We start from the raw sequence: 26,034 nt of genomic DNA, 5'->3' as shown, positions 1-26,034 counted from the left end.
TTCTGTAACGGTTGGTTACAGAACCTATTTTTAAATTAAACAACAAGAAACAAAAAATTAATTAGTTTATAGAATGGAAACTTTATTAAACGATTTTTCACCAGGGTTATTTGTAGTTTCAACAATCTTATTGTTAGCATTAATTGCTTTAATGGTAAAATTTGCTTGGAAACCAATTTTAAACTCTTTAGAAGAAAGAGAATCTGGAATTGAAAATGCTTTAGCAGCTGCAGAAAATGCTCGTAAAGAAATGCAAAATTTACAAGCAGACAATGCTAAGCTTGTAAAAGAAGCAAGAGCAGAAAGAGATGCTATGATGAAAGATGCTAGAGATGTTAGAGACAACATGATTGCTGAAGCAAAAGAAGATGCAAAAGAAGTAACTACCAAGTTAATTGAAAATGCACAAGCTTCAATTCAACAAGAAAAACAAGCAGCTTTAGCAGAAATTAAGAAAAATGTTGCAGAGCTTTCTATTGGTATAGCAGAATCAGTAATTAAAAAAGAATTATCTAATAAGAACGATCAACTAGAATTAGTTGAAGGACTCTTAAAAGATGTTACTTTAAACTAAGTAGAGCATGAAAGACGCAAGAGCAGCATTACGTTATGCAAAAGCAATTTTAAATCTTGCCAAAGATTCTAAAGAAGAAACTGTAGTAAATGACGATATGTTATTTATAAACACTACAATTTCTGAAAATGATGATTTAGAAGTAATGTTAAGAAGCCCTATTGTTAAATCTTCTGATAAAATAAACGTTTTAAACGCTTTATTTAAAGATAAAGTAAACAATATTACTCTTGGCTTATTTCATTTATTACAAGACAATAAAAGAATAGCAATGCTTCAGCCTATTGCAAAACAATATGCAATCATTTATGATTTTGATAAGCATACGCAAGAAGCAAAAGTTACAACAGCTATTCCTTTAACTAAAGATGTAGAAAAAGCAGTTTTAGCTAAAATAGTAGCTTTAACAGGTGAAAAAGCAAATTTAGTAAACGAAATAAATCCAAATATTTTAGGAGGGTTTATTTTACGAGTTGGAGATGTGCAATATGATGCAAGTATCTCTAATTATTTAAACGAATTGAAAAAGGAATTTGACAATAGTCATTACATTCCTAAAATTTAATAATACATCAAATTATAAAAGATGGCAAGTATTAAACCAGCTGAAGTATCAGCAATTTTAAAGCAACAATTAACAAATTTCGAAGCAAAAGCTACTTTAAACGAAGTAGGAACTGTCTTACAAGTAGGAGATGGAATTGCTCGTGTTTACGGTCTTTCTAACGTTCAATATGGTGAATTAGTAGAATTCGATAACGGATTAGAAGGTATCGTATTAAACTTAGAAGAAGATAATGTAGGTGTTGTATTATTAGGAGCATCAACTTCAATTAGAGAAGGTTCTAATGTGAAACGTACAGAACGTATTGCCTCTTTAAAAGCAGGTGAAGGCGTTGTAGGACGTGTTGTAGATACTTTAGGAAATCCAATTGATGGTAAAGGACCAATTACAGGTAAAACTTATGAAATGCCTTTAGAGCGTAGAGCTCCTGGAGTTATTTTTAGAGAACCGGTAACTGAACCATTACAAACTGGTATTAAATCTATTGATGCAATGATTCCTGTTGGTAGAGGTCAACGTGAGTTAATCATTGGAGATAGACAAACTGGTAAATCTACAGTTGCTATTGATACTATCTTAAATCAAAAAGAATTTTACGATGCTGGTGAGCCAGTATATTGTATATACGTTGCTATTGGTCAAAAAGCTTCTACTGTTGCTGCAATTGCAAATATGTTAGAAGAAAGAGGAGCCTTAGCTTATACTACAATTGTTGCTGCAAATGCATCAGATCCTGCAGCAATGCAAGTGTATGCACCATTTGCTGGAGCTGCAATTGGAGAATACTTTAGAGATTCTGGAAGACCAGCTTTAATTATTTATGATGATTTATCTAAACAAGCTGTTGCTTACCGTGAAATTTCTTTATTATTAAGAAGACCTCCAGGACGTGAGGCTTATCCTGGTGATGTATTTTACTTACACTCAAGATTATTAGAACGTGCTGCAAAAGTTATTAATGATGACAAAATTGCAAGTGAAATGAACGATTTACCAGATTCTTTAAAAGGAATCGTAAAAGGTGGAGGTTCTTTAACTGCATTACCAATTATAGAAACTCAAGCAGGAGATGTTTCAGCATATATTCCAACAAACGTAATTTCAATTACTGATGGACAAATTTTCTTAGATGGAGATTTATTTAACTCTGGTGTTCGTCCAGCAATTAACGTAGGTATTTCTGTATCTCGTGTTGGTGGTAACGCACAGATTAAATCAATGAAAAAAGTATCTGGTACTTTAAAATTAGATCAAGCTCAGTTTAGAGAATTAGAAGCTTTTGCTAAGTTTGGTTCAGATTTAGATGCTGCTACAATGAGTGTAATTTCTAAAGGACAACGTAATGTTGAAATTTTAAAACAAGCTCAAAACGATCCTTTCTCAGTAGAAGATCAAGTTGCAATTATCTATGCAGGTTCTAAGAATTTATTAAAAGATGTTCCTGTAAATCAAGTTAAGAAGTTCGAGAAAGATTATATCGATTACTTAAACGCAAAACATAGAGATACTTTAGATGTATTAAAATCTGGTAAATTAACTCCAGAAACAATTGCTGTATTAGAAGCAGCAGCTAAAGAGATTTCTACTCATTTCGAATAAAAATTAGTTGTCATTCCCGCATTCGCGGGAATTTCAAAATTCCAATAGAATGGCAAACTTAAAAGAAATACGTAATAGGATTACTTCTATTAAATCGACAATGCAGATTACATCTGCCATGAAAATGGTATCTGCTGCAAAGTTGAAAAAAGCACAAGATGCAATTACGGCAATGCGCCCATATTCATCTAAACTAACTGAATTATTGCAAAATTTAAGTGCAACTTTAGATAGTGATTCTGGTGGAGCGTATTCAACTCAAAGAGAGGTTTCAAAAGTTTTATTAGTTGTTGTTACTTCTAATAGAGGTTTATGTGGTGGGTTTAACTCATCTATTACAAAAGAAGTTGTTAAAACTGTAAATGAAAATTACAGTGATGTTGATGTTGATTTATTTGCTATTGGTAAAAAAGGAGCAGATGTATTAGATAAGCAATTTAATATTGTAGCAACTAGAAACGATATTTATGATGATTTAACTTTTGATAATGTTGCAGCAATTGCAGAAAAGTTAATGAGTTTGTATACTGAAGGAACGTATGATAGAATTGAAGTTCTTTACAATCAGTTTAAGAACGCAGCAACTCAAATCCCTCAAGTAGAGCAATTTTTACCAATTAAACCTATTGAAGGAGGAGATGCAAATGCAGTAAATTCTGATTATATATTTGAACCATCAAAATTAGAAATCATTGAGGCTTTAATACCTAAATCTTTAAAAACTCAATTATATAAATCTATTAGAGATAGTTTTGCTTCAGAACATGGTGCACGTATGACTGCAATGCATAAAGCAACAGACAATGCAACAGAATTAAGAGACGAATTATTGTTAACTTATAACAAAGCACGTCAAGCAGCAATTACTAACGAAATCTTAGAAATTGTTGGTGGTGCAGAAGCATTGAATAATTAGACAAAGCAAAAGCTTAGTCAAATTTTATAAAAATATTAAAGCGAGCCAATTTAGTTCGCTTTTTTTATATCTTGGCATATAGTTTGAGTCTATTCTAAAAAAGAAAAAATGAGGACAATGAAAATTTTATCAATACTGACAATAATTTTTAGTTTTTCACAATGTGGAAGTACTAATTTTGAAACAAACCCTCCCTTTAAAATTGATTCAGCAAAATACTATTCTTGGGTTGGAGGTGTACCTGGAGTTAGTGGTATAAATGTACAAATTCAATTAAAAAATACATCTCCAATAGAATTTGATTCATTATACTTTAGAAAAAAATCTACTAAAGTAGAAATAAAAGATGCTTCACTTTTAATAGCACATTTTAATACTTCAAAAAGAAATAAACCTGACTTAATTTTACATTCAGACCCTAAAAAAGAATTAAAAAACAAAATTCCTGAACCTGATAATTTTCCTTTCGAATTAAAAGATAATGAAGCTGTTCTTAGTTATCATTTAGGAGGAGAAACAAGATATGTTAAAATTAAAAACATAAAAAAACAAGACAGAAGCTCTTTTCCAAAAATACAGTAATCAATTGATTACCAGATAAAAACCACTCAATTTAGAGTGGTTTTTTATTTTGGCACACATTTTGAATATTTATAAGCATAACCATTAAATACAAGCTTATGAAATCTCTAAAATTACTTTTAACAATTATAATAACAGGAACCCTGTTAAGTTCTTGTTCAGCAATTTATCATGATTCATTTGAAGATAATTATAATAATCAAGTTTCATTAGAAAATATAGTTTCTGAATATGATGTATGGTATGTAGATTATCACAGAACTTCTGGAAATGGTGATATCCCTTATGTTTCTAAAGCGTTTACTTTATCATTTTTAAACGGAACTTTGTATGCAAACAATAACATTGTAGATATTGGCAGAACAGGAAATGGTTTAGGAATTGATGTAGGAACTTACAATACTTATAATGGTTTGTTAGAAACAAATCATGATATAGATGGAGCAAATGACTTTGAAGTTACTATAATCTCGAATAATGAAATAAGATTATATAACTACAGACAAAATGTAAACTATTATTTAATTGGTTATCAAGTAAACCAGTTTGATTATGATAAATTATTTTACGAAAACATTGAATACTTTTTACAAGAATATGTTGCTTGGGAAAAGGTAACAACAACAGGTGGAATTCCAAATACATTTGATTACGAAAATTATTTAGCATTTACACCAGAAAATATAACAACATTTTATAGTTCTCAAGATAGTTTTGGCACACAAGTTGATTATATAAATTGGGATTACGTTGGAGGATATGAAATCTACGATGTAACTGGTTATGAAGACCTAAAAATTTTAACACTTAATTATGATGAAGGAGATATTGAAGAGTTCGAATTAAGCGTTATTAATGATGGAAGAATAGAACTTTACAATGTAGATACAAAAACTACATATGAGTTTTCAGGAAGAGGATTTGTACAGTATTTAAAAGGTGGAAAATCTAAAATAGAAGCAAAAAATATTGTAAGGAATGATGGAAGAAAACGTACTAAAGTAGAAAGAAAAACAAAAATTAGAAGAAATTTAAAATAAAGTTTGGTTAGTTGATTTTTGATTGGTTATTCTCAATAACCAATTGAAAGGAAAACCGCTCTGGGAAGAGCGGTTTTTTCTTTGTTAATAATTGATGAAAAAATTACAGGGTAAAATCTATATATCAGCACTAGTTTTCATAATTTTAAATATTAGAAAAGTATAAACTTTTTGTCTGGTCGAGCGCAGACGAGACTTGTTTTTATTACTTCTCAACTGCGCTCAAAGTGATATTAAATCAAACAAATGAAACAAACAGCATTTATTACCGGAGCAACATCAGGAATTGGAAAAGCAACTGCAGAAATTTTTGCAAAAAATAATATTAGGCTTATTCTTTGTGGAAGAAGAGCTGAAAGGTTAAAAAAACTTCAAAAAGAATTAAGCAAACTCACAGAAGTAACCACTTTACAGTTTGATGTCTCTAAAAGAGATGAAGTAGCAACTGCGATAAATTCTCTACCCAAAAATTTTAAACAAATTGATATTCTAATCAATAATGCAGGAAACGCACATGGGTTAGCAAGCATTCAAGAAGGAAGTTTAGATGATTGGGATGCAATGCTAGATATTAATGTAAAAGGATTGTTATACGTTTCGAAAGCTATTATTCCTCAAATGACAGAAAGAAATAGTGGTTTTATTGTAAATATTGGCTCTATAGCAGCAAAAGATGTTTATCCTAATGGAAATGTGTATTGTGCTTCTAAACATGCTGTAAACGCTCTAAATAAAGGAATGAGAATTGATTTAAATAAACACAACATTCGTGTTTCTGCAATTCATCCTGGAGCTGTAGAGACTGAGTTTTCTGATGTGCGTTTTAAAGGTGACACTGAGAAAGCAAAATCTGTTTATGCGGGTTATAAAGCTTTACAAGCGGAAGATATTGCAGATATTATTCATTTTGTAGTTACAAGACCTTATCATGTAAATATCGAAGATTTAGTGGTATACCCAACAGCACAAGCAACACCAACAATTTTAAATAGAGAGTAAAATGCCAAAATCAGAAATAATAATTGGTTGTATGTCTTGGGGAAAACAATTTTCTACAAAAGAACAAGTTGATATGATACAGTTTTGCGTGGAAAATGAGAATTCTACTAGAAGCAAGTCAAGGAGAAGAAATGCCTTAAAATGATTAACAAACGCTTACTTATCAAAAACCTACTTTCTCATAATGATGAGAATAGTTTTTATGATAAAAAGCAAGAAATATCATTAAGTTCTAAAGACGGAAAAGCTAAGTTTTTAAAACATATTTGCGCACTTTCAAACTCAAATCCGGCCAATAATTCTTATATCGTAATTGGTATTGAAGATGAAGAAAACAAAATAATTGGTGTCGATTTTTTTGATGACAGCAAAATTCAAAATTTGGTAAATGCTTATCTTAAAAATCCACCAAAAATTGAATATGAAAACGTACCTTTTCCAAGATTACCACGTCATAAAGTAGTTGGTTTGGTTACTATTCATCCTAATAATAAAATTACTTCACTTTTAAAAAATGCATGGAAATATAAAAAAGGAGCTGCTTTCTACAGACGTGGAAGCAACTCAATGCCTGCATCTATAAATTTTGAATTACGCAACACGAATAAAGAAATTGTTTCTGCAATAGAAAAAAATGCTCGTAATAACATAGAACTTACTTTAGATGGAGTTTTCGATTTTATTAATAATCACAAACCAGAATACAACCCACAATATAAGGTTTTTAATGAGCAATTTGTGCTCTGTTGGGCAGGAGAAAAGAAAGTTTTAAATGATGAAGAATTCTTTTCTAGAGTAGATATTGAATTGATAAACGAGCAAGTAAAACTATTTTTTTCTTCTTTAGATGAAGTGCAAATTAGTTATAATAATCGTTCATTTATTATAACAGAATACATTTTTTTAGGTTTAGAAAAGCAAGAAAAATTATATCCTTTAGAGAAAACAATTATCAATTTTAAAGAAAATGGACAGCATGATATTATAAATGAATTCTTGTTTATCCCTCCTAAATTTAATAACGAAATTATTCAGCATATTAATAATAGTTGTAATTCAATTATAAAGAAAATTGAAAATAAAATTCCGCTTTCTGTTATAGAACATGAAGATGTTTTACGCTTGCCAACAAACTGTCTTATTTGCTTTTTACATGGTTTTTTAGATGCTGCAGAACAACTGAAAAAAGTAAAAAATCATATTAGAAATCTAGAAAACAAAACAACTTATATCAAATACAAAGAAGCATTACGTGTTATTAGAAAAGTAAAGTATGGTTAAGTATTTCGTTTAACGATAATGATAAGGTAAGTTTTAGTTCATTTTTATTGGAAAGTCAAATTCTAAACAAACCCTAATTTAGAAAACGATTTATTTAAAATAGCAACATCATCTACTTGTAACCATTTGTCTAAAATTGTTGCATAAATTTCTCTAAAATCTATTTCATATTTTAGATTTCCGTTTTTATCTAAATCTTCTAAATTTGGTAAGTTGTTATACAAACCTTGTTTCTTTAAGTTTTTACCCATCACAAAAACATTATTTGCAGTTCCGTGATCTGTTCCTTTAGATTCGTTTTGTTTTACACGTCTTCCAAATTCTGAAAATGTAAGAATCAACACATCATCAAACGTGTTGTTTTTTTGTAAATCATCTACAAAAATATCTAAACTTTCTGCATAAACTTTTAATAATCGTTCTTGTGTATTTGTCTGATTTGCATGTGTATCAAACCCACTTAAACCAGCATAATACACCTGAGTTTCTAACCCAGAATTTATAAACTGAGAAATCGTTTTTAACTGTTTTCCAAACAAGTTTTTGGGGTATTCTGCAGAGGTGTTTTTTGTACTACTTTTTTCGTAAATATGTTTTGCAGAAGATTTTGCATCAATCATTGTGTTGTACAAATACCCTAAGTTATGTTCGCTTAAATGTGCATCATTATAATTGCTTACAACATTATTAAAAAATGGCAATTTCATAGAATTGTAAAACAGTTTTGGATCTGTAATTGCCAATCCATTTTGCGTTTTTCCTTTCATCATTAAAGACAAACTTTCATCAACTTCAATAGCATTGTAAGGATTTCCTTTTGTGTAATCTAAATAACGGCCTACCCAACCATTTTGTAAATATTCATTACTATCACTTGCTGTTTGCCAAATATCTGTAGCTCTAAAATGTGATAAGTTTGGATTTGGATATCCTACATTGTTTATAATACTCACAAAGCCTTTATCATATAATTTTTGTAGAGGTTGTAAGCTTTTATGAAGCCCAACTTCATCAGAAATCTTAAATAAATCGTTTTGTTTTATGGCAATATTATTTCTTTGTTGATAATAAATATCATTGTTAAATGGAACAACAGTATTCAAACCATCATTACCTCCTTTTAACTGAATAATAACTACTTTTTTATTACTAAAAGGTTTCGTTGAATTATTCTCAAATGCCTTTAAAAATTGAGGCACAAAAAACATTCCTGAAGCTAAAGTTGACTGTTTTAAAAAATCTCTACGTTTCATGTGTTTCAAAATTTAGCAAAGTTGATATTCAGGTAAACTCATTAATTGTACTACAAAATCTCGCTTAGACAATTGCAAATTTCTCTCTAACATTTCTACTGTTCCTTTATTTACCTCGGATGTAATTATTTGATGCACCAAATCTTTATTAGATTCATTTTTATAATTTTCCTCAAAAGAACTCCAATCTTCACTCACTTTTACATAAGCTTTTTTTCTTAATTTTCTTTTCTTAAAATTGGTAATAATGGTTTCTTCATCACCTTTTTCTGAATAGGCAATCTCTGCATTGTTTAATAGCACAGAAGGCAAACGCAAACGTGTTACAATGGTGTTGCTGTCAATCCAATTTCGTCCCGTTTTCCAACCAGCAACATTTGGTGGTTTCATTAATATTTGGCCTAACAATCTCTGAAGTAATATAACTTGCTTTGGATTTTCTATTTTATAAGGCACAATTGTATTAATTCCTACTAAAAATTCTATTGGAGATTTTATTTTAGTTCCTATATTTTCATCATCATAAAACCATTTAGACAGTAATACAAAACGCATTAAGTTTTCAATGTTATAATCTTTGTAAAGCACATCAACCATATCATCTACATGATTCTTGTTGATGCTTTCGTTTACAAAATAGGTGTATATTTTTTCTGAAATAAAACGAGCACATTGTTTTTTCTCTAAAATTATGTCAATAATATCATCACCATTAAAATTACCAGTTTTACCAAAAAAGGTTTTTTCTTTTTCATCATGATGCTTTTCTCTAAAGAAAAACTCACCTTTAAATTGATAACTATATCCAGTAAAAGAGCGTGCAGATTCTTTAATATCTTTTTCTGTATAATGATCTTGACCCAAAGTAAAAAGCTCCATTAATTCTCGAGCAAAATTCTCATTCGGACTTTTTTTCTTGTTCTGTTTGTTGTTCAAATAACCAAGCATTGCAGGTTCTTTAGAAACTATTTTTGTGAAATCGCCAAAATTCCCCAAAGCATTTTTACGTAACACATTATTATAACTCTCTACAAATAAGATGTTTTTACTCTCACAAACAAAATGATTTGTCCAAAATAAAGTCATTTTTTCACGTAAAATTTCTGTAGGATTATTTAGTCTTTGTAACCAAGCTGCAGAAAATTCTTGTACTTTTTTTCTACTTATTTTCTGAAGTTCTCTCTTCTTCTCTTTGTCTTTAAAATCTTTATTTGTTTTACCATTCAAAAAAGAAGTATCTAGCTTTAAAGGTGTTGTTTTCTTAGAAGAATTAAACAACTCGTTAACTACATTTTTTTTACTTTTTTTGATAAACGAGCCAATTCTTTTGGTGTAATACCAAAACCAACTCTGTTATATAAATGTTGTATATGTGCTGATTTCATGAACTTTAGACTTTAAAAAAGAAAGATAGTTTAATTCGCAGAAAATAAAAAACCCAAATCATTATGATTTGGGTTTGCTATAAATATATTTTAAATCTCTTAAAGATCAAACTTAATTCCTTGAGCTAAAGGCAATTCATCAGAATAATTAATAGTATTTGTTTGTCTACGCATATATATTTTCCAAGCATCAGAACCAGATTCTCTACCTCCACCTGTTTCTTTTTCACCACCAAAAGCACCACCAATTTCTGCGCCAGAAGTACCAATATTTACGTTTGCAATTCCACAATCTGAACCAGCATAAGACAAAAATTTCTCAGCTTCTTTCAATTCATTGGTCATAATTGCAGAAGATAATCCTTGAGCAACACCATTTTGTTTTTCAATAGCATTTTCTACTTCACCAGAATACTTCATTAAGTATAAAATTGGAGCAAAAGTTTCATCTTGTACAATTTCAAAATGGTTTTCTGCTTCAATAATTGCTGGTTTTACATAACAACCAGATTCATATCCTTCTCCTTCTAAAACACCACCTTCAACTAATACATTTCCTCCTTCAGCTTTTGCTTTTTCAATAGCAGCTAAATAAGTATTCACAGAATCATGATCAATTAACGGACCAATATGATTTTTTTCATCCAAAGGATTTCCAATAGTTAATTGTTTATAAGCACCAACAATTGCATCTCTAACTTTATCATACACAGATTCATGAATAATTAATCTTCTTGTTGATGTACAACGTTGTCCACAAGTTCCAACAGCTCCAAAAACTGCTCCAGGAACAACTACTTTTAAATCTGCAGTTGGAGTAATAATAATAGCATTATTACCACCTAATTCTAATAAGGATTTTCCAAATCGTTGGGCAACAGTTGTACCAACAATTCTTCCCATTCTTGTAGATCCTGTAGCTGAGATTAAAGGAATTCTAGTATCAGTTGTCATCAATTCACCAACTTTATAATCTCCATTTATAATACAAGAAATTCCTTCTGGTAAATTGTTTTCTTTTAAAATTGATGCAATAATATTCTGACATGCAACAGAACACAAAGGTGCTTTTTCTGAAGCTTTCCAGACACAAACATCACCACAAATCCAAGCTAAAGCTGTGTTCCAAGCCCAAACTGCGACAGGAAAATTAAAAGCAGAGATAATACCAACAACACCTATTGGATGCCATTGTTCTCTCATAACATGTCCTGGTCTTTCAGACGGAATTGTTTGTCCGTTTAATTGACGAGATAAACCTACAGCAAAATCACAGATATCAATCATCTCTTGAACTTCTCCATAACCTTCTTGCAAAGATTTTCCCATTTCATAAGAAACTAATTTCCCTAATGGCTCTTTTAAATCTCTTAATTTATTTCCAAATTGACGTACAATTTCTCCTCTTTGTGGAGCTGGTATATTTCTAAAAGTTTGAAAAGCTTTAGTCGCTGCTTCCATCACTTTTTCGTAATCTTCTTTTGAAGTAGACTTTACTTTTCCAATCAATTTTCCATCAACAGGAGAATAACTTTCTATAATTTCGCCATTAGAAAAATTATTTGATCCTGTAGAAGTTCCTTCATTTATATCTTTTAAACCTAATCTTTTTAAAGCTTCTTTAATTCCAAAGTCTGTCATTTTGCAGTTCCGTTTTTGTTGTTTAAATTCGAAGAACGAAATTACGAATAATATTGCAGAAATATAAATTAAACAAAAACAATAATAATTGTTTAATTTTAAACAATAAATTATGAAAAACTACTTACTACTTTTCTCTCTTCTAATACTATTAGGATGTAAAAATGAGTCAGAAAATTCATCCAAAGAAAAGAAAATAGATATAAAACATAATGAGTTTGCTATTATAATTCATGGAGGAGCAGGAACTATTTTAAAGAAAAATATGTCTGATGAAAAAGAAGTTGCTTATAAAGCAAAACTAGAAGAAGCTATTAAAGTTGGTCATACTATATTAAAAAATGGTGGAACTAGCCAAAATGCACTAATGAAAACGATTCAAGTAATGGAAGAATCTCCATTATTTAATGCAGGAAAAGGAGCTGTTTTTACCCATGAAGAAACCAATGAATTAGACGCCTCTTTTATGGATGGAAAAACATTAAATGCTGGTGCAGTTGCAGGAGTTACAAACGTAAAAAGCCCTATAGAACTGGCTATAAAAGTGATGACAGATTCAGATCATGTAATGCTTTCTGGTAAAGGAGCCTCTGTTTTTGCTAAAGAAAAAGGTTTGGAAATTGTAGATCCAAGTTACTTTTATACAGAAAAACGTTTTAAATCTTTACAAAGAATTAAAAATAGAAATAAAACTGAATTAGACCATAATGATAAAAAAGCTGCTTTTTACGATGCAGATATTAAAAATGCAAAATTTGGAACTGTAGGTTGTGTTGCTTTAGACAAATATGGAAACATTGCTGCAGGAACTTCGACGGGAGGAATGACTAACAAACGTTGGGGAAGAATTGGTGATGCCCCAATTATTGGTTCTGGTACCTATGCAAATAATAAAACCTGTGGAGTTTCATCTACAGGTTGGGGAGAATATTTTATAAGAAGTCAAGTTGCGTATGATATTTCTGCACAGATAGAATACCAACAAAAAACATTGAAAGAAGCCACAAAGGATGTCATTCAAAATAAATTGACAAAACTTGGTGGAACTGGAGGCGTTGTTGCTTTAGACAAAAACGGAAATATGTCTTTTGAATTTAATACTACTGGTATGTACAGAGCTTCAATGAATGATAAAGATGAGCTAATTGTAAAAATTTACATAGAATAAGATAACCATTCTTCTGGAATTGGTTCTAAATTCATTTCTCTTACTTCAGACCTAACTATCTTTTTTAAACCTAAACGAGAAATTAAAGGTACAGACAAATTAACGTTATTTTTTTTATTAATAAGTTCTAAAACTTCTTGCAATGGTCTTTTTGCGCATAAAACTAAACTATTCATCATAGCGTTAGATTCCTTCTCTAAATCAAAAAAATCAACAAAATATGCAGGTATATTATCTTTGTATATAACCCATTGTGTATTCTTTGGCTCTTTTAATTCTATAACTTCTTTTGTTCCACTAAAGGTTCTGTAGGTAATTGCTAAAAATGTCATACTTTTTTCTTTTTATTTTTTTATCTAAAATATTAAAATCAATTAGATTATAATCAAAAACGAGACCAAATTATGTGTTTATAATAGTTTTTCTATATGAATTTCGATAAAACTACATATAACATCGCTAAAAGGTATATTTAACTCCTGAATATACACCAATATTAAAAGGAGCAAACCCGTTTGAGTTTTTACTAAATGTATTTAATTGAGCTTTAAACATTGGGTTTAAGTTTAAAGACCATTTTTTATTTATACTATAATTTATATCTAAACCTAAGTTTCCACTAAAGTTAATATTATTTAAATTAGTTGCCTCACCAGATTTAGACAAAAACTGTGTATTTAAATTCACTTCATTTTTATTTAAAAACAGTGAGCTAAAACCTGTAACTATCTGTGTACGAACTTTATTTGTTTCTAAAAAAGTGTATTTAATTTCTATAGGAATTTCTATATAACCGTAATTTTGATTTAAATCTCCGCTAAAACTTCCTGTTTTTAATGTAGCATTACTAGCAAAATCTGAACTCAGTAAAGAAACCTCTTCAAAAGAAAATGATTCACCGTTATTAAATGCCACAGAAGATGAATTTTTTGAAATTGAAGAAACAGCAATTACTTGGTTATTAACAAAGTTCATTTCTTGAACGTGAATTCCTGTCTGAATTGTCCATTTTTTATTTATGTTATATCCAACTTGAAAACCATAAGAAAAAGAACTTTTACCTTTCGTAGAATTTGATAAATTATTATTTACTGGAGATGCATCAGAAAATGAATTCGAATTTAATACTGCAAAAACTGGTGCAATAGACCATTTTCTTTTTATTTTTCTATTGGAAGAAACACTGTCTTTTTTATCTACAAATTCGTTTAAATCTACTTTATTAGTAATTGATTCTGTTTCGAGTTTATTAATCTCATTCTGTTTTATTACATCCTTTTTTTTAGAAACAATCTCCTTAATGTCATCAATAATTACCTTTTCTTCTTCTGATGAATTGATCTTGGTTTCCAAAGAATTGTCAGCTAAAAAAATCTTTTTCATAGCGTTTTTGGTGCTAACTAATTCCTTCTTCTTTTCTATGTTTTTATTTTTCTTAATCTGTTTTGTGTTTGTTTTTTTATCAGCAACAAACACTTTTTCTTCATTATTTTCTTCTTGAAATACTGAATCTATTTTTGTTTGTAACTTGGTTTCTTTTTTTACTTTCTCTTTAGAACTTTCTGTAATTATAGTTTCTGAATCTATTTTTATCAAATCATTTTCTTTAGATGAAAATGGAAATAAAAGTAAGCCAAGTAACAATAAAGCTGCTACTCCTCCACTAGCAAACCACCAAAGAGGAACTATTCTCCTCTTTTTCTTTTTAAGTTTAGATTCAATTTTGTTCCATACTTCTTTATTTGGAGTTACCTCCAAATTTTTAAGTTGTTCTTGAAACAGTTTATCTAAATTATTTTGATTCATTAATTAATCTTTTCTTCGTTTTTTTGATGATTTTCTAACTTTTCTTTTAAAATTTTTCTTGCTCTAGACAAGTTAGATTTTGATGTTCCAATAGAAATTTTTAACAATTCAGCAATTTCTTTATGTGAATAACTGTCTAACACATATAAATTAAAAACTAACCTATATCTGTCTGGTAAATGCTGAATATATTCTAACAAAACATCAACACTAAAAACAGTACTATCTAAACTGATTTCTTCAAGCTCATCTACTTCACAAACTTCTTCTACAATTTGCACCGTAGATTGTTTTCTATATTTCTGTAATACTGTATTTATGGTAATTCTTTTTAACCAACCTTCAAAAGAACCTTTGTTTTTATATTGTTTAATTTTATCGAAAATAGTAATAAAACTATCTTGTAAATTGTCTTCTGCATCTTGATAATTACTTGAATATTTTAAACAAACAGCAAAAAGCTTATCAGAAAAAAGCTGATAAACCTCTGCTTGTGCTGTTATTTTTTGTTTACAGCATTCCTGTATGAGTTCTTCGAGTTTGATAGCTCTAATTTACAGGAACTATCACTTCCTCAAAAATATTTTCGCCATTACTATCTTTTCCTTTAAAAAATTTAAAAACATAATCTTCTTCTTGAGACGCTTTTACTGTAAACTTCGTTTCTTCTTGTATAATAGCTTCGGTACAATCTTCATCTAATTGTACAAATGCTGTAATTGCAACAATTCTTGTAGTATCTCTTGTTTGATAATAAATTTGATCAAAAGAATAGCAACCATTTGGTAGCGTATATTTTACTTTAATTGTATCTATTTCGCCTAAAGTGAAACTTGCAGGAGTTATCGCTGAATCTATAGGTAAATATTCAAATCTATAATTTGGTGTATCAATATCATTATTTAAACAAGAATAGAAAACAAGTAATCCGAATAAAAGCAACGTAATTTTTTTCATTTTTAATTTAGTTTTTTTAATTAATATTTAAAGATTGGATATCCGTTTTGGCACTCTACAGATGTTGGAACACTTGGCAAAGAACAATCAGAAACAACTCCGTATTTATAATTAAAGTCTTTTTCGGCCTCTGTGTATATTTCAATTTTTTGAAGAAAAGAAACAGTATCAATTTGATTAGAATATGCAATATATCCTTGAGGTCCACCACAACCTTTTGCTCCATAAGCAGTAAACAACCAATTACTAGAATCTGAACAAGAAACGCTATAAGCTAGGTTCTGTATTTCATTAAATAAATCCATTAAGTTTCTATGGTCTATTTCTTGTTCTGTTAATTCTCTTTTTACTACTAATTCTTGTTCTGTAAGCGATATAATTCTCCAAGCATAATTTGTTGGATAACTTTTTGTAGAGATACTAATAAGGGTGTTTTCTAACTCAAAAGTTCCTTCAATATTAAAAAAAGTTAAAGGAGGTGTACCACACCAACCAGAAGTATGTTCTATAAAATCTCCATTTTGAATAAATGAAATTCCATACGCATCATTTGGTAAAGAATTTCCTCTTTTAAAAGTTGTGGTTTCTCCATCATAAATTGGTTCCACCCAACTCCCTAATAATAGATTATCTGAATCTATAATTGTATCATTGTTTTCGCAAGAAAAAAAGATAACTGCAAAAAGTAAAATAAATATATTTTTAAAATTCATAATATCTAAATTTTTAGCTTGGTAAATTTTCTGATGTTTTTTCAATTTTGGAGATAACTTTTATGAATGTATGTTCTTTTGAAGATGCATCTTGAAGAGGATTTTCTATTTCCATTTCAGAAATTAAAATTTCGTATTCAAAACCTTCTTCATAATCAAAGTCAATTATTGAGTCATAAAAATACTCCCAGTTTTGTTTATCTTCTTCCCTTATCAACAAACACTTTTGTGCTGCTAATCCTTGACAATCCATCTTTGTAGAAGCAACTATTATTGTTTTTTGTATTAAATTCTCTTTATTTTGCTCACAAGAGGCAATTGATAATAATAAAAACATTAAAATAATTCTTTTAATTGCCATATAAAATAATTTTATCTGTTCTTAATTTATCAAAATCAGGACAAGTATTAACACCCGCAATTCCTCCAAACGTGCAAACTACTTCTCCAGAACAATTGTAAACGGATGTTTGTCCGTCTGCAATTTGATCACAAATATTTACTTCAAAAACAATTTCTGATTTATAAATATATTGTATAATAGCACTTTTACCTGCACAATCTATTCTGTCTATATTATTTTTTATCTCATTTAAAAAAGCCAATTCTTCTATCGGATTTTCTACTCCGCAAACTAAAGAAACTTCATTTTTATCATTACAAGAAAAAACAACAAATATTAAGAGTAAGAAAATTGTTTTTAACTTCATAATTTGAGTTTGTTTCTTATAAGATGCAAAAACTAAAAAAAGGTTGCGTCTAAATAATGTTATTTTTATTCATCTTTTGGCATTCCTATTTTCCCAAGAAAACAAATAGAGCCAGTTTCTTTTTCTGTAATTGTGTACAAAAAAGGCTTGTTTATTATCATCTCTTTATTTGGTTGAGTAGAAGTAGTTTCAATTCCAACAACAGTAACAGCAGCAGCTTCGGTTCCTTTTTCATTAACTTCTATAAACGTTTTTTGTAATACATAAGATATTTTTAAAGATACATCACTAATTCCATTAAAATTTGCATTTGTAGAGAATGCATTTCCTAAACCTAAATCAATTAGTGTTTCATTTAATATTTTTTGATAAGAAGATTTAAATTTTGGAATTGTTAAGTTGATAGCTTGATTTTTAAAGTTTTCAGTCCAACTTTTCCAATTATCAGTATTTAAAAGATTTATAATATCTGTGGTAGTTTTGTTCTCTTTTGGAAGTATAACAGTCATGGTGTATTTATCATTCTTGTAAGGTAGTTTAACAGCAGAAAAAGAAGTATTTTCATAAAATAATAAATCATTAGTAAGATTCATCATTTCTACATTTTCTGTGCTATTTGCGCCATAAAAAGGGATTTCTTTAGTGTTTTCTTCTTCAAATTTATATTTCCAATCACTTTTAAAATACAAAGCATTTATAAGAAACATAACATCTGTTGGACTAATCGTTTCTATAATTGTTGGTATTTTTTGATGTGTTTTACCTGACACCCAGTTGTTTATAATATTTATTGAATTTGCATCAGAAAAATCTAAATTTTCAACCTCAGCATTGTAATAATTTTTATTTGTGTTGATGAAATCTTCTTTTACAGAAAATGTTTTTTCTACCCAAATAGAGTTTGCAATTTCAAACAAAGAACCAACAGAGTTATCTGATAAATTCAAACTTATTTCTCTGTTGATTTCATTAATCTCATTAGGTAGAAAATCAGTATAGTTTAATGTGTTTTCAAAAGCTATTTTAGTTTCACTTTCTGCTCCATTATACACCATACCTATAGCTAAAGAAAGACTTACAGGGGATATCATAAAGTTTTCATTTGTTTCTGTAGTAGCAATATTTTTAAAAATATCAAAAGCAAATTTATTGTTGGATTCTATAAATTTTTCACTTTTTGGTATTGTATTAAAAGGTTCTTTTTCTTTTAAGGTTGACGAACAAGATTGTAACACAACAATAAAAAGTACTTTTATTAAAACATTTTTTTTCATAGTTTATAGTTTCTTTTCTTAAAGATGTAAAAATTGTAAAAAGGTTGCGTTAAATAATTCTATTTTTGCAAAAGGATATGCAAGAATCTATTTTTAACATACAAACTACAGAAGATTTTAAGCAAGTTGCTTTAGAAGTTTTTAAACATCAATTTAAAAATAATAAAGTGTACCGTTCTTTTTGTGATTTACTCTATATTCACCCTTCTGATGTTACAGAGGTTGAAGAAATTCCGTTTTTACCAATCCAATTTTTTAAGAGTAAAAAAGTACTTTCTTCTGTAGATGAAGTGCAAGAAATTTTCTATAGTTCTGGTACAACAAGAAGCATAACAAGTAAACATTTTGTAACCGATATTAATCTTTACAAAGAAAGTTATTTAAAAGGATTTGCTCATTTTTATGGGAATATAGAAGACTATGTGGTTTTGGCCTTATTACCCAATTATCTAGAAAGAAAAGGTTCTTCTTTAGTTTTTATGGTTGATGATTTAATTACAAAATCTAAAAACTTAGAAAGTGGGTTTTACCTCAATAATCTTAAAGAATTAGCTAAAAAACTAACAGAATTAGACCAAAAAGGACAAAAAGTGCTTTTAGTTGGTGTTTCTTTTGCTCTGTTAGACTTAATTGAAATGCAACAATTCAACTTAGATAACACCATAATTATGGAAACTGGTGGCATGAAAGGAAGAAGAAAAGAATTGGTTAGAGATGAATTGCATCAAATTCTACAAAACGGTTTTGGAGTTTCAAAAATTCACTCAGAATATGGAATGACAGAATTACTAAGTCAAGGTTATTCTAAAGGAAATGGCATTTTTGAAACACCTCCTTGGATGAAAATTCTAACAAGAGATACAGAAGATGCTCTAACAATTCAGCAAGTTGAAAAAACGGGTGGAATCAATGTTATTGATTTGGCTAACTACAATTCATGCTCATTTATTGCAACCCAAGATTTAGGAAAAGTTCACAAAAATGGAACTTTTGAAATTATTGGTCGTTTTGACGATTCTGATATTAGAGGTTGTAATTTAATGGTTTTATAAACTTTACTTTCTCAAAAAAATCATATCAGTTAATACGTTAAACGAGCATTCATAAAAAAAAAAGCGAAAATTTGAAATTTTCGCTTTTTTTTTAAAACTAATTTGCCCTTTATTGCTCTTCTTTTAAAGCATTCCAACCTTGTGCTTTTAATTCAATTTCTTGATTAGCTCTTGTTACTAAATTTAAACCTTGGTTTTCTGCGGTAATATGGCCAATAATAGAAAAATTAGGATTTCCTTTTATTTTATCGAAATCTGCAATTGGTACAGTAAATAAAAGCTCATAGTCTTCTCCTCCACTTAAAGCTACCATTGTAGAATCTAACTCAAACTCTTCACAAGTAGAAATTACTTGAGGATCTAATGGCAATTTTTCTTCATATACCTTACACCCTACTTTACTCTGTGTACAAATATGAAAAAGTTCTGACGAAAGTCCGTCAGAAATATCTATCATAGAAGTTGGTTTTACTTCCAATTCTTTTAATAACCCAGCAACGTCTTTACGCGCTTCTGGTTTTAATTGACGCTCTATTAAATAAGTATAATTATCTAAATCTGGCTGATTATTAGGGTCTACTTTAAAAACTTGCTTCTCTCTTTCTAAAACTTGTAAGCCTAAATATGCTGCACCTAAATCTCCAGAAACTACAATTAAATCTGTGTCTTTTGCTCCATTTCTGTAAACAACTTCGTCTTTTTCTGCTTTACCAATTGCTGTAATAGAAATTAAAATTCCTTTTGTAGAAGAGGTTGTATCACCACCAACTAAATCAACTTTATAAGTGTTACAAGCTAACTGAATTCCTGCATACAATTCTTCTATTGCTTCTAAAGGAAATCGATTAGAAACTGCAATAGAAACTGTAATTTGTTCTGCAACTCCATTCATTGCATACACATCAGATAAATTTACCATAACAGCTTTATAACCTAAATGCTTTAATGGCATATAACTTAAATCGAAATGCACACCTTCTACCAACAAATCTGTAGTTACTAAGGTTTGTTTTTCTGAAACTGCTAAAACAGCAGCATCATCTCCAACAGCTTTTACTGTTGATGCATTTTCTACCTTAAAATATTTTGTAATATGATTGATTAAACCAAACTCCCCTAGTTCAGCTAATGATGTCTTTTGTGTATTTTTGTCTTCTAACATGCTGCAAAGATAGGTACATTCTAAAAAACCACAGAACTACTTTAACACCTATCTTTATTTATTTTATATTTTAAATAGTATTTTTGATGAACAACTACTACAATAATAATTTTACAGAAAACGTTTCATAGATTCTAAAAGTAATTAAATGATAAAAAAGACATTTTTCATAATACTAATCACATTAATTTTTAGTTGTACAAAAAATGATGTTTTTGAAAGAGAAAATCAAATTATTATTAATCCTATTGCTAAATGTGAAAACGGTTTTGCTGGCGAATATCCTTGTAATGATTACGATTTATTAACACATTTCACTTTAGAAGAAATTGGTGGTGCAGATACAACTGGTAATAATTGCTGGGGTTGGGTAGATCCAATTAGCAAAAACGAATATGCTTTAATGTGTACAAATAAAGGAGTTACATTTATAAATATCACAGATCCTGCAAATGCAGTTATTGTAGGGACATTAAAAACAAAAGCAGAAAATATTTTAAATAAAAATGTTAAAATATTTAAATCTACTGCATATGTTGTTAGCGAAGATCCACTTCAAGGAATGCAATTATTTAATTTAAGCAGGTTAATTGATGTGAAAAATCCACCAGTAGAATTCACTTCAGATATAAACTATAGTGCTTTTGGAAAAGCAAATAATATTGTTATTAACCAAGATTCTGGTTTTGCATATATTACTGGAACAGATACTTTTAATGGAGGTCCACATTTTGTGGATTTAAATATCACCTTTAAGCCAGCAGAAGCTGGTGGTTATGATATTGATTCTTATTCAAATGATGCCCAGGTTATTACTTATAAAGGCCCAGATACAGATTATATAGACAAAGAAATTTTAATAGGAAGCAACGATAATGAAATTGTAATTTTAGATGTTACAGATAAAGATAATCTTATAAAAATTTCAACTATTAGTTATACTCATATTGGGAAATCAAATCAAGGTTGGTTTACTGAAGATTTTAAATATTTTCTTATTGGAGATGAAAAGGATGAAGAAATTTTTAGTTTAAATACTAGAACTATTATTTTTGATTTTACAGATTTAGATAATCCTATTCATCATTTTGATTATTTAGGAAATACAACTGCAATAGACAAAAATGGTTATGTTAAAGAAAATATTTATTACCAAACAAACTTTAATTCAGGTGTTAAAATGATAGATATTTCTAATATTGAAAATAAAACATTTACTGAAATTGGTTTTTTTGATACATATCCAGAAAACAACAATACAGAAACAAATGGAACTTGGAATGTATATCCTTTTTTACCAAGTGGAAATATTATTGTTAGCGACTTTAACAGAGGTTTATTTATCATAAGAAAAAGTAATTCTTAATCAAACAATAAAAATTAAGTACTTTTAGCAATAAATATTTACTAGTTATGGTTCGTTTTATTGTAATTTTCTTTTTAATTTTTATCAATTTTTCTAAAACAACAGCACAAGAAATTATAAAAATTTCTGAAGTCGAAGCAAAATCTGCTACATCAAAAATTCATTTTAAAGCAAACCCAAATACATCAAATTATGACATTACATATCATAAATTAGAGTTTTCGGTAGATCCTGCAGTTGCATCAATTACTGGTAAAGTAACAACCAATTTTACTGCTTTAGACAATTTATCAACCGTTACTTTTGATTTAGATGATAATATGACTGTAACTTCTGTAACTCAAAATGGAAATTCTTTAGCGTTTATTCAAAATGCTAATGATGAATTGGTAATTACACTTCAAAACACTATAAATCAAGGCAACTCAACATCAGTAATAATAAGTTATAATGGAAACCCAACAAGTAATGGGTTTGGGTCTTTTGAAGTGAATACTCATAATGGAACTCCAGTTCTTTGGACGCTTTCTGAGCCTTATGGCGCTTTAGGTTGGTGGCCTTGTAAACAAGATTTAAATGATAAAATTGACGAAATAGATGTTTATATCACTGCTCCAGAACAATACACATCTGTTTCTAACGGATTGCAACAAAATGCAACAATAAGTACAGGAAAAAAAACAACACATTTTAAACATCAATATCCTATTCCTGCCTATTTAATTGCAATTGCTGTTACTAATTATGAAACATATTCTCATACTGTTTCAAACAACGGAAATCCTTTTCCTATTGTAAATTATGTCTACCCAGAAAGTTTAATTTCTGCACAAAGTAGCACAGGAATTACAGTAGACATTATGAATCATTTTATTGATTTATTTGGCAATTATCCTTTTGAAAACGAAAAATATGGTCATGCTCAATTTGGTTGGGGAGGTGGAATGGAACACACAACAGTTTCTTTTATGGGGAATTTTAATAGAGGTTTAATTGCGCATGAACTGGCACATCAATGGTTTGGAAACAAAGTTACTTGTGGTAGTTGGAAAGACATTTGGTTAAATGAAGGTTTTGCAACCTACCTTTCTGGTTTAACAATAGAGCATTTAGATGGCGAATCTTCGTTTAAAAGTTGGAGAAGTTCTACCATAAATTCTGTTACTTCTTCTACTGATGGAGCTGTTTATCTTTCTGATATTGACACCACAAATGTCAGTAGAATATTTAACGGAAGATTGTCTTACAATAAAGGCGCAATGGTTTTGCATATGTTGCGTAAAAAATTGGGAGACTCTAATTTTTTTAACGGATTAAAAAATTATATTACAAATCCTAACTTGGCTTATGATTATGCCAAAACACCAGATTTATTGGCACATTTAGAAACTGCAAGTAGCCAAAAATTAGATGAATTTTTTAATGATTGGGTTTACAATCAAGGATATCCAACTTATAATGTAGAGTGGTATCAACCCACAACAAATACAATTAGTATACAATTAAATCAAACCCAAAGTCATAGCTCTGTTTCATTTTTTGAAGCCAATGTTCCTATTCGTTTAACGGGTACTAATGGAGAAGTTTTAGAACTTGTTTTAAACAACTTAAATAATGGGCAAACATTTATAGAAAACGTAAATTTTACTGTAAGTTCTTTAGAATTTGATCCAGATTTTCATTTAGTTTCTAGAAATAGTAGTGTTACTTTAAATGTAAAAAACAATGTATTTTTATCAGAAAGCATTACTCTTTTTCCTAATCCAATAAAAGATGTTTTAACTATTAAAACATCAGAAAACATACTTATAAACAAAACAATTATGTATAACTATTTGGGTAAAGAAATTCTAAAAACTTCCAAAAGAGAAATAAATATAAGCCAACTTAGTGCTGGTATTTACTTTGTTAAAATAATTACTGATAATGGAGATTTCTACAAAAAGATTACTAAAAACTAATCAATAGTAAAATAAACACCCTTTATAAATAAGTTTTTCTATTTTTACGGATATAAATAAACAATTTCTTGATTTCAATAACTTCTACAGAAAATAAAAAAATCTATTTTGCTTCAGATCAACATTTTGGCGCGCCAACTCCAGAAGCTAGTTTTCCGCGCGAAAAAAAATTTGTTGCTTGGTTAGATACCATAAAAAAAGATGCAGAAGCTATTTTCTTATTAGGTGATTTATTCGATTTTTGGTTCGAATACAAAACAGTTGTACCAAAAGGGTTTGTAAGGGTTTTAGGTAAATTAGCAGAAATAAAAGATTCTGGCATTCCTATTTATTTTTTTATTGGTAATCATGATTTATGGATGAATGATTATTTTGAAAAAGAGCTCAATATTCCTGTTTATCATTCACCTCAAGAATTTTTAATCAACAATAAAAAGTTTTTAATTGGTCATGGAGATGGATTAGGACCTGGAGATCATGGATACAAACGCATGAAAAAAGTATTTACTTTCCCACTTTTTAAATGGATGTTTAAATGGTTGCATCCAGATTTAGGAGTACGTTTAGGACATTATATGTCTGTAAAAAACAAATTAATTTCTGGTGATGAAGATGCAAAATATTTAGGTGATGAGAACGAATGGTTAGTTTTATATTGCAAACAGAAATTAACAGAACAACATTACGATTATTTTGTTTTTGGGCACAGGCATCTTCCGCTAGAAATAAAATTACAAGAAAAAAGTACCTATATAAATCTTGGAGATTGGATTCAATATTTCACTTATGGGGAATTTAATGATTCCGAATTCAAATTGTTAAAATTCAACAATAATTCCCTTTAAAATAAACAAAAACTTACGAAATCTTTAACCAACTTTTAACAATTGGAAATATGTTAAAATTGTAGTTTTGTTTTCGTAAAAAATAACACTTAATACAATATTACAATGGATGTAGATGTAAGAGCTATTAATGAGAAAATAGAAAGAGAAAGTGCCTTTATAGACATTCTTACTTTAGAAATGAATAAAGTAATTGTTGGCCAAAAGCAAATGATAGAAAGTTTGTTAATTGGATTAATTGGAAATGGTCATATTTTGTTAGAAGGAGTTCCTGGATTAGCAAAAACATTAGCAATTAATACGTTGTCTAAAGCTATAAATGCAAGTTTTAGTAGAGTCCAATTTACACCAGATTTATTACCTGCAGATGTTGTTGGAACAATGATTTACAACATGAAAGAAAATGACTTTGCAATTAAAAAAGGTCCGATTTTTGCAAACTTTGTGTTAGCAGATGAGATTAATAGAGCGCCTGCAAAAGTACAATCTGCTTTGTTAGAAGCAATGCAAGAGCGTCAAATTACAATTGGAGATACTACTTTTAAATTAGATGAGCCTTTTTTAGTAATGGCAACTCAAAATCCTGTGGAACAAGAAGGAACTTATCCTTTACCAGAAGCACAAGTAGATCGTTTTATGTTAAAAGTGGTCATTGATTACCCAAAATTACAAGACGAACAAATTATTATGCGTCAGAATTTATCTGGCGGATTTGCAAAAGTAAATCCTGTGGTTACTGTTGCAGAAATTTTAAGAGCAAGAGAAGTTGCTAATGAAGTTTATATGGATGAAAAAATTGAGAAATATATTCTTGATATTATCTTTGCAACTCGTTATCCAGAAAAATATAACTTACCACAATTAAAAGACTTAATTAGTTTTGGAGCTTCTCCTAGGGGAAGTATTAACCTTGCAAAAGCGGCAAAATGTTACGCTTTTATTAAAAGAAGAGGTTATGTAATACCAGAAGATGTTAGAGCTGTTGTTTTTGATATTTTACGTCACAGAATAGGAATTACCTATGAAGCAGAAGCAGAAAATGTAACTTCTGTAGACATTATCAATTCAATTATCAACGAAGTTGAAGTACCATAAATGAGTTGACAGTAAAATCAGTAGCAGTTGGCAGTTTTGCTTACTCAATTCTGATTTACTGAACATCTTTAATAACAAAAGTGCTGACTG

27 protein-coding genes are annotated in these 26,034 nt (G+C 29.1%); 15 read left to right on the top strand and 12 right to left on the bottom strand.

Annotation, left to right across the window (positions count from 1 at the left end):
• Window positions 1-73 precede the first annotated feature (73 nt).
• From PHEL85_RS11645 to PHEL85_RS11610, 9 genes are all read left to right on the top strand, one after another.
• Window positions 74-574 carry a F0F1 ATP synthase subunit B gene (locus PHEL85_RS11645; protein WP_036825173.1) on the top strand — a complete coding sequence of 167 codons (501 nt, stop codon included), beginning with the start codon at window positions 74-76 and terminating at the stop codon, window positions 572-574.
• Window positions 575-581: 7 nt separating this feature from the next.
• Window positions 582-1,139 carry an ATP synthase F1 subunit delta gene (atpH, locus tag PHEL85_RS11640; RefSeq protein WP_036825172.1) on the top strand — a complete coding sequence of 186 codons (558 nt, stop codon included), beginning with the start codon at window positions 582-584 and terminating at the stop codon, window positions 1,137-1,139.
• 21 nt (window positions 1,140-1,160) lie between these two features.
• Window positions 1,161-2,738 (top strand): F0F1 ATP synthase subunit alpha, encoded by a 1,578-nt coding sequence (gene atpA / locus PHEL85_RS11635; protein ID WP_036825171.1) that lies wholly within the window; start codon window positions 1,161-1,163, stop codon window positions 2,736-2,738.
• Between the two features lie 49 nt (window positions 2,739-2,787).
• On the top strand, window positions 2,788-3,654 hold the full coding sequence (gene atpG, locus PHEL85_RS11630) for an ATP synthase F1 subunit gamma (protein ID WP_036825169.1): 867 nt from the start codon (window positions 2,788-2,790) through the stop codon (window positions 3,652-3,654).
• 117 nt (window positions 3,655-3,771) lie between these two features.
• Window positions 3,772-4,236: a hypothetical protein gene (locus PHEL85_RS11625; protein ID WP_052108554.1), complete on the top strand. Its 465-nt coding sequence runs from the start codon at window positions 3,772-3,774 to the stop codon at window positions 4,234-4,236.
• Window positions 4,237-4,334: 98 nt separating this feature from the next.
• Window positions 4,335-5,276 (top strand): hypothetical protein, encoded by a 942-nt coding sequence (locus tag PHEL85_RS11620; protein WP_036825166.1) that lies wholly within the window; start codon window positions 4,335-4,337, stop codon window positions 5,274-5,276.
• 246 nt (window positions 5,277-5,522) lie between these two features.
• Window positions 5,523-6,275, top strand: coding sequence for an SDR family NAD(P)-dependent oxidoreductase (locus PHEL85_RS11615; protein WP_036825164.1), 753 nt, complete (start codon window positions 5,523-5,525; stop codon window positions 6,273-6,275).
• A 1-nt stretch (window position 6,276) separates the two neighbouring features.
• Entirely contained in the window at window positions 6,277-6,420 is a 144-nt protein-coding gene (locus PHEL85_RS17775; protein ID WP_156109197.1) for a hypothetical protein, read from the top strand.
• On the top strand, window positions 6,417-7,556 hold the full coding sequence (locus PHEL85_RS11610; RefSeq protein WP_036825163.1) for an ATP-binding protein: 1,140 nt from the start codon (window positions 6,417-6,419) through the stop codon (window positions 7,554-7,556). Before PHEL85_RS17775 ends, PHEL85_RS11610 begins: the two co-directional genes overlap by 4 nt.
• Window positions 7,557-7,618: 62 nt before the next feature.
• Here PHEL85_RS11610 and PHEL85_RS11605 read toward each other — a convergent pair whose 3' ends face one another.
• The 3 genes from PHEL85_RS11605 to PHEL85_RS11595 all read right to left on the bottom strand — a co-directional run bounded on the left by PHEL85_RS11605 (window position 7,619) and on the right by PHEL85_RS11595 (window position 11,835).
• The gene (locus PHEL85_RS11605; RefSeq protein ID WP_036825162.1) at window positions 7,619-8,809 is read right to left on the bottom strand and encodes a DUF1501 domain-containing protein; all 1,191 of its coding nucleotides are present in this window, start codon (window positions 8,807-8,809) and stop codon (window positions 7,619-7,621) included.
• 12 nt (window positions 8,810-8,821) lie between these two features.
• On the bottom strand, window positions 8,822-10,087 hold the full coding sequence (locus tag PHEL85_RS11600) for a DUF1800 family protein (RefSeq protein ID WP_235318272.1): 1,266 nt from the start codon (window positions 10,085-10,087) through the stop codon (window positions 8,822-8,824).
• Window positions 10,088-10,293: 206 nt separating this feature from the next.
• Window positions 10,294-11,835, bottom strand: a complete 1,542-nt coding sequence (locus PHEL85_RS11595; protein WP_036825161.1) for an aldehyde dehydrogenase family protein — start codon at window positions 11,833-11,835, stop codon at window positions 10,294-10,296.
• Window positions 11,836-11,947: 112 nt separating this feature from the next.
• On the opposite strand from PHEL85_RS11595, the gene PHEL85_RS11590 reads away from it, so the two are divergent.
• Window positions 11,948-13,003, top strand: a complete 1,056-nt coding sequence (locus tag PHEL85_RS11590) for an isoaspartyl peptidase/L-asparaginase family protein (protein WP_036825159.1) — start codon at window positions 11,948-11,950, stop codon at window positions 13,001-13,003.
• Here PHEL85_RS11590 and PHEL85_RS11585 read toward each other — a convergent pair.
• The 8 genes from PHEL85_RS11585 to PHEL85_RS11550 form a co-directional block, all read right to left on the bottom strand.
• On the bottom strand, window positions 12,991-13,335 hold the full coding sequence (locus PHEL85_RS11585; RefSeq protein WP_036825157.1) for a hypothetical protein: 345 nt from the start codon (window positions 13,333-13,335) through the stop codon (window positions 12,991-12,993). The two genes, PHEL85_RS11590 and PHEL85_RS11585, sit on opposite strands and share 13 nt — an antisense overlap.
• Window positions 13,336-13,462: 127 nt before the next feature.
• Complete coding sequence (locus PHEL85_RS11580) at window positions 13,463-14,809, bottom strand: outer membrane beta-barrel protein (RefSeq protein WP_036825155.1); 1,347 nt, start codon at window positions 14,807-14,809, stop codon at window positions 13,463-13,465.
• On the bottom strand, window positions 14,809-15,354 hold the full coding sequence (locus tag PHEL85_RS11575; RefSeq protein WP_036825153.1) for an RNA polymerase sigma factor: 546 nt from the start codon (window positions 15,352-15,354) through the stop codon (window positions 14,809-14,811). The genes PHEL85_RS11580 and PHEL85_RS11575 overlap by 1 nt, the downstream gene beginning before the upstream one ends.
• Before the next feature lie 4 nt (window positions 15,355-15,358).
• Window positions 15,359-15,766: a hypothetical protein gene (locus PHEL85_RS11570; protein ID WP_036825151.1), complete on the bottom strand. Its 408-nt coding sequence runs from the start codon at window positions 15,764-15,766 to the stop codon at window positions 15,359-15,361.
• Between the two features lie 20 nt (window positions 15,767-15,786).
• The gene (locus PHEL85_RS17385) at window positions 15,787-16,479 is read right to left on the bottom strand and encodes a hypothetical protein (RefSeq protein ID WP_156109195.1); all 693 of its coding nucleotides are present in this window, start codon (window positions 16,477-16,479) and stop codon (window positions 15,787-15,789) included.
• Window positions 16,480-16,492: 13 nt separating this feature from the next.
• Window positions 16,493-16,840: a DUF4377 domain-containing protein gene (locus PHEL85_RS11560; protein ID WP_052108552.1), complete on the bottom strand. Its 348-nt coding sequence runs from the start codon at window positions 16,838-16,840 to the stop codon at window positions 16,493-16,495.
• A complete protein-coding gene (locus PHEL85_RS11555) occupies window positions 16,830-17,189 on the bottom strand; it encodes a DUF6970 domain-containing protein (protein ID WP_036825149.1) in 360 nt (119 codons plus the stop codon). Before PHEL85_RS11555 ends, PHEL85_RS11560 begins: the two co-directional genes overlap by 11 nt.
• Window positions 17,190-17,254: 65 nt before the next feature.
• Window positions 17,255-18,463: a serpin family protein gene (locus PHEL85_RS11550; protein ID WP_052108551.1), complete on the bottom strand. Its 1,209-nt coding sequence runs from the start codon at window positions 18,461-18,463 to the stop codon at window positions 17,255-17,257.
• A 77-nt stretch (window positions 18,464-18,540) separates the two neighbouring features.
• Here PHEL85_RS11550 and PHEL85_RS11545 point away from each other — a divergent pair, with 77 nt between their 5' ends.
• The gene (locus tag PHEL85_RS11545; protein WP_036825148.1) at window positions 18,541-19,515 is read left to right on the top strand and encodes an acyltransferase; all 975 of its coding nucleotides are present in this window, start codon (window positions 18,541-18,543) and stop codon (window positions 19,513-19,515) included.
• A gap of 109 nt (window positions 19,516-19,624) precedes the next feature.
• Here PHEL85_RS11545 and thiL read toward each other — a convergent pair whose 3' ends face one another.
• Window positions 19,625-20,677 (bottom strand): thiamine-phosphate kinase, encoded by a 1,053-nt coding sequence (gene thiL / locus PHEL85_RS11540; protein WP_036825147.1) that lies wholly within the window; start codon window positions 20,675-20,677, stop codon window positions 19,625-19,627.
• A gap of 148 nt (window positions 20,678-20,825) precedes the next feature.
• Here thiL and PHEL85_RS11535 point away from each other — a divergent pair, with 148 nt between their 5' ends.
• The 4 genes from PHEL85_RS11535 (at window position 20,826) to PHEL85_RS11520 (ending at window position 25,944) form a co-directional block, all read left to right on the top strand.
• The gene (locus PHEL85_RS11535) at window positions 20,826-22,043 is read left to right on the top strand and encodes a choice-of-anchor B family protein (RefSeq protein WP_036825145.1); all 1,218 of its coding nucleotides are present in this window, start codon (window positions 20,826-20,828) and stop codon (window positions 22,041-22,043) included.
• Window positions 22,044-22,090: 47 nt separating this feature from the next.
• On the top strand, window positions 22,091-24,004 hold the full coding sequence (locus PHEL85_RS11530; RefSeq protein ID WP_036825142.1) for a M1 family aminopeptidase: 1,914 nt from the start codon (window positions 22,091-22,093) through the stop codon (window positions 24,002-24,004).
• A 68-nt stretch (window positions 24,005-24,072) separates the two neighbouring features.
• Window positions 24,073-24,849: a UDP-2,3-diacylglucosamine diphosphatase gene (locus PHEL85_RS11525; protein WP_036825140.1), complete on the top strand. Its 777-nt coding sequence runs from the start codon at window positions 24,073-24,075 to the stop codon at window positions 24,847-24,849.
• A gap of 105 nt (window positions 24,850-24,954) precedes the next feature.
• On the top strand, window positions 24,955-25,944 hold the full coding sequence (locus tag PHEL85_RS11520) for an AAA family ATPase (RefSeq protein WP_036825138.1): 990 nt from the start codon (window positions 24,955-24,957) through the stop codon (window positions 25,942-25,944).
• Window positions 25,945-26,034: the final 90 nt, after the last annotated feature.

Origin of the sequence: Polaribacter sp. Hel1_85, assembly GCF_000766795.1 — a bacterium.
Taxonomy (GTDB): domain Bacteria; phylum Bacteroidota; class Bacteroidia; order Flavobacteriales; family Flavobacteriaceae; genus Polaribacter.
This window is presented reverse-complemented; position numbering and strand designations above follow the sequence as displayed.

Coding starts and splice junctions, on each gene's coding strand:
- PHEL85_RS11645 (WP_036825173.1), top strand. CDS start 74: ATGGAAACTTTATTAAACGATTTTTCACCAGGGTTATTTGTAGTTTCA.
- atpH (WP_036825172.1), top strand. CDS start 582: ATGAAAGACGCAAGAGCAGCATTACGTTATGCAAAAGCAATTTTAAAT.
- atpA (WP_036825171.1), top strand. CDS start 1,161: ATGGCAAGTATTAAACCAGCTGAAGTATCAGCAATTTTAAAGCAACAA.
- atpG (WP_036825169.1), top strand. CDS start 2,788: ATGGCAAACTTAAAAGAAATACGTAATAGGATTACTTCTATTAAATCG.
- PHEL85_RS11625 (WP_052108554.1), top strand. CDS start 3,772: ATGAAAATTTTATCAATACTGACAATAATTTTTAGTTTTTCACAATGT.
- PHEL85_RS11620 (WP_036825166.1), top strand. CDS start 4,335: ATGAAATCTCTAAAATTACTTTTAACAATTATAATAACAGGAACCCTG.
- PHEL85_RS11615 (WP_036825164.1), top strand. CDS start 5,523: ATGAAACAAACAGCATTTATTACCGGAGCAACATCAGGAATTGGAAAA.
- PHEL85_RS17775 (WP_156109197.1), top strand. CDS start 6,277: ATGCCAAAATCAGAAATAATAATTGGTTGTATGTCTTGGGGAAAACAA.
- PHEL85_RS11610 (WP_036825163.1), top strand. CDS start 6,417: ATGATTAACAAACGCTTACTTATCAAAAACCTACTTTCTCATAATGAT.
- PHEL85_RS11605 (WP_036825162.1), bottom strand. CDS start 8,809: ATGAAACGTAGAGATTTTTTAAAACAGTCAACTTTAGCTTCAGGAATG.
- PHEL85_RS11595 (WP_036825161.1), bottom strand. CDS start 11,835: ATGACAGACTTTGGAATTAAAGAAGCTTTAAAAAGATTAGGTTTAAAA.
- PHEL85_RS11590 (WP_036825159.1), top strand. CDS start 11,948: ATGAAAAACTACTTACTACTTTTCTCTCTTCTAATACTATTAGGATGT.
- PHEL85_RS11585 (WP_036825157.1), bottom strand. CDS start 13,335: ATGACATTTTTAGCAATTACCTACAGAACCTTTAGTGGAACAAAAGAA.
- PHEL85_RS11580 (WP_036825155.1), bottom strand. CDS start 14,809: ATGAATCAAAATAATTTAGATAAACTGTTTCAAGAACAACTTAAAAAT.
- PHEL85_RS11570 (WP_036825151.1), bottom strand. CDS start 15,766: ATGAAAAAAATTACGTTGCTTTTATTCGGATTACTTGTTTTCTATTCT.
- PHEL85_RS17385 (WP_156109195.1), bottom strand. CDS start 16,479: ATGAATTTTAAAAATATATTTATTTTACTTTTTGCAGTTATCTTTTTT.
- PHEL85_RS11560 (WP_052108552.1), bottom strand. CDS start 16,840: ATGGCAATTAAAAGAATTATTTTAATGTTTTTATTATTATCAATTGCC.
- PHEL85_RS11555 (WP_036825149.1), bottom strand. CDS start 17,189: ATGAAGTTAAAAACAATTTTCTTACTCTTAATATTTGTTGTTTTTTCT.
- PHEL85_RS11550 (WP_052108551.1), bottom strand. CDS start 18,463: ATGAAAAAAAATGTTTTAATAAAAGTACTTTTTATTGTTGTGTTACAA.
- PHEL85_RS11545 (WP_036825148.1), top strand. CDS start 18,541: ATGCAAGAATCTATTTTTAACATACAAACTACAGAAGATTTTAAGCAA.
- thiL (WP_036825147.1), bottom strand. CDS start 20,677: ATGTTAGAAGACAAAAATACACAAAAGACATCATTAGCTGAACTAGGG.
- PHEL85_RS11535 (WP_036825145.1), top strand. CDS start 20,826: ATGATAAAAAAGACATTTTTCATAATACTAATCACATTAATTTTTAGT.
- PHEL85_RS11530 (WP_036825142.1), top strand. CDS start 22,091: ATGGTTCGTTTTATTGTAATTTTCTTTTTAATTTTTATCAATTTTTCT.
- PHEL85_RS11520 (WP_036825138.1), top strand. CDS start 24,955: ATGGATGTAGATGTAAGAGCTATTAATGAGAAAATAGAAAGAGAAAGT.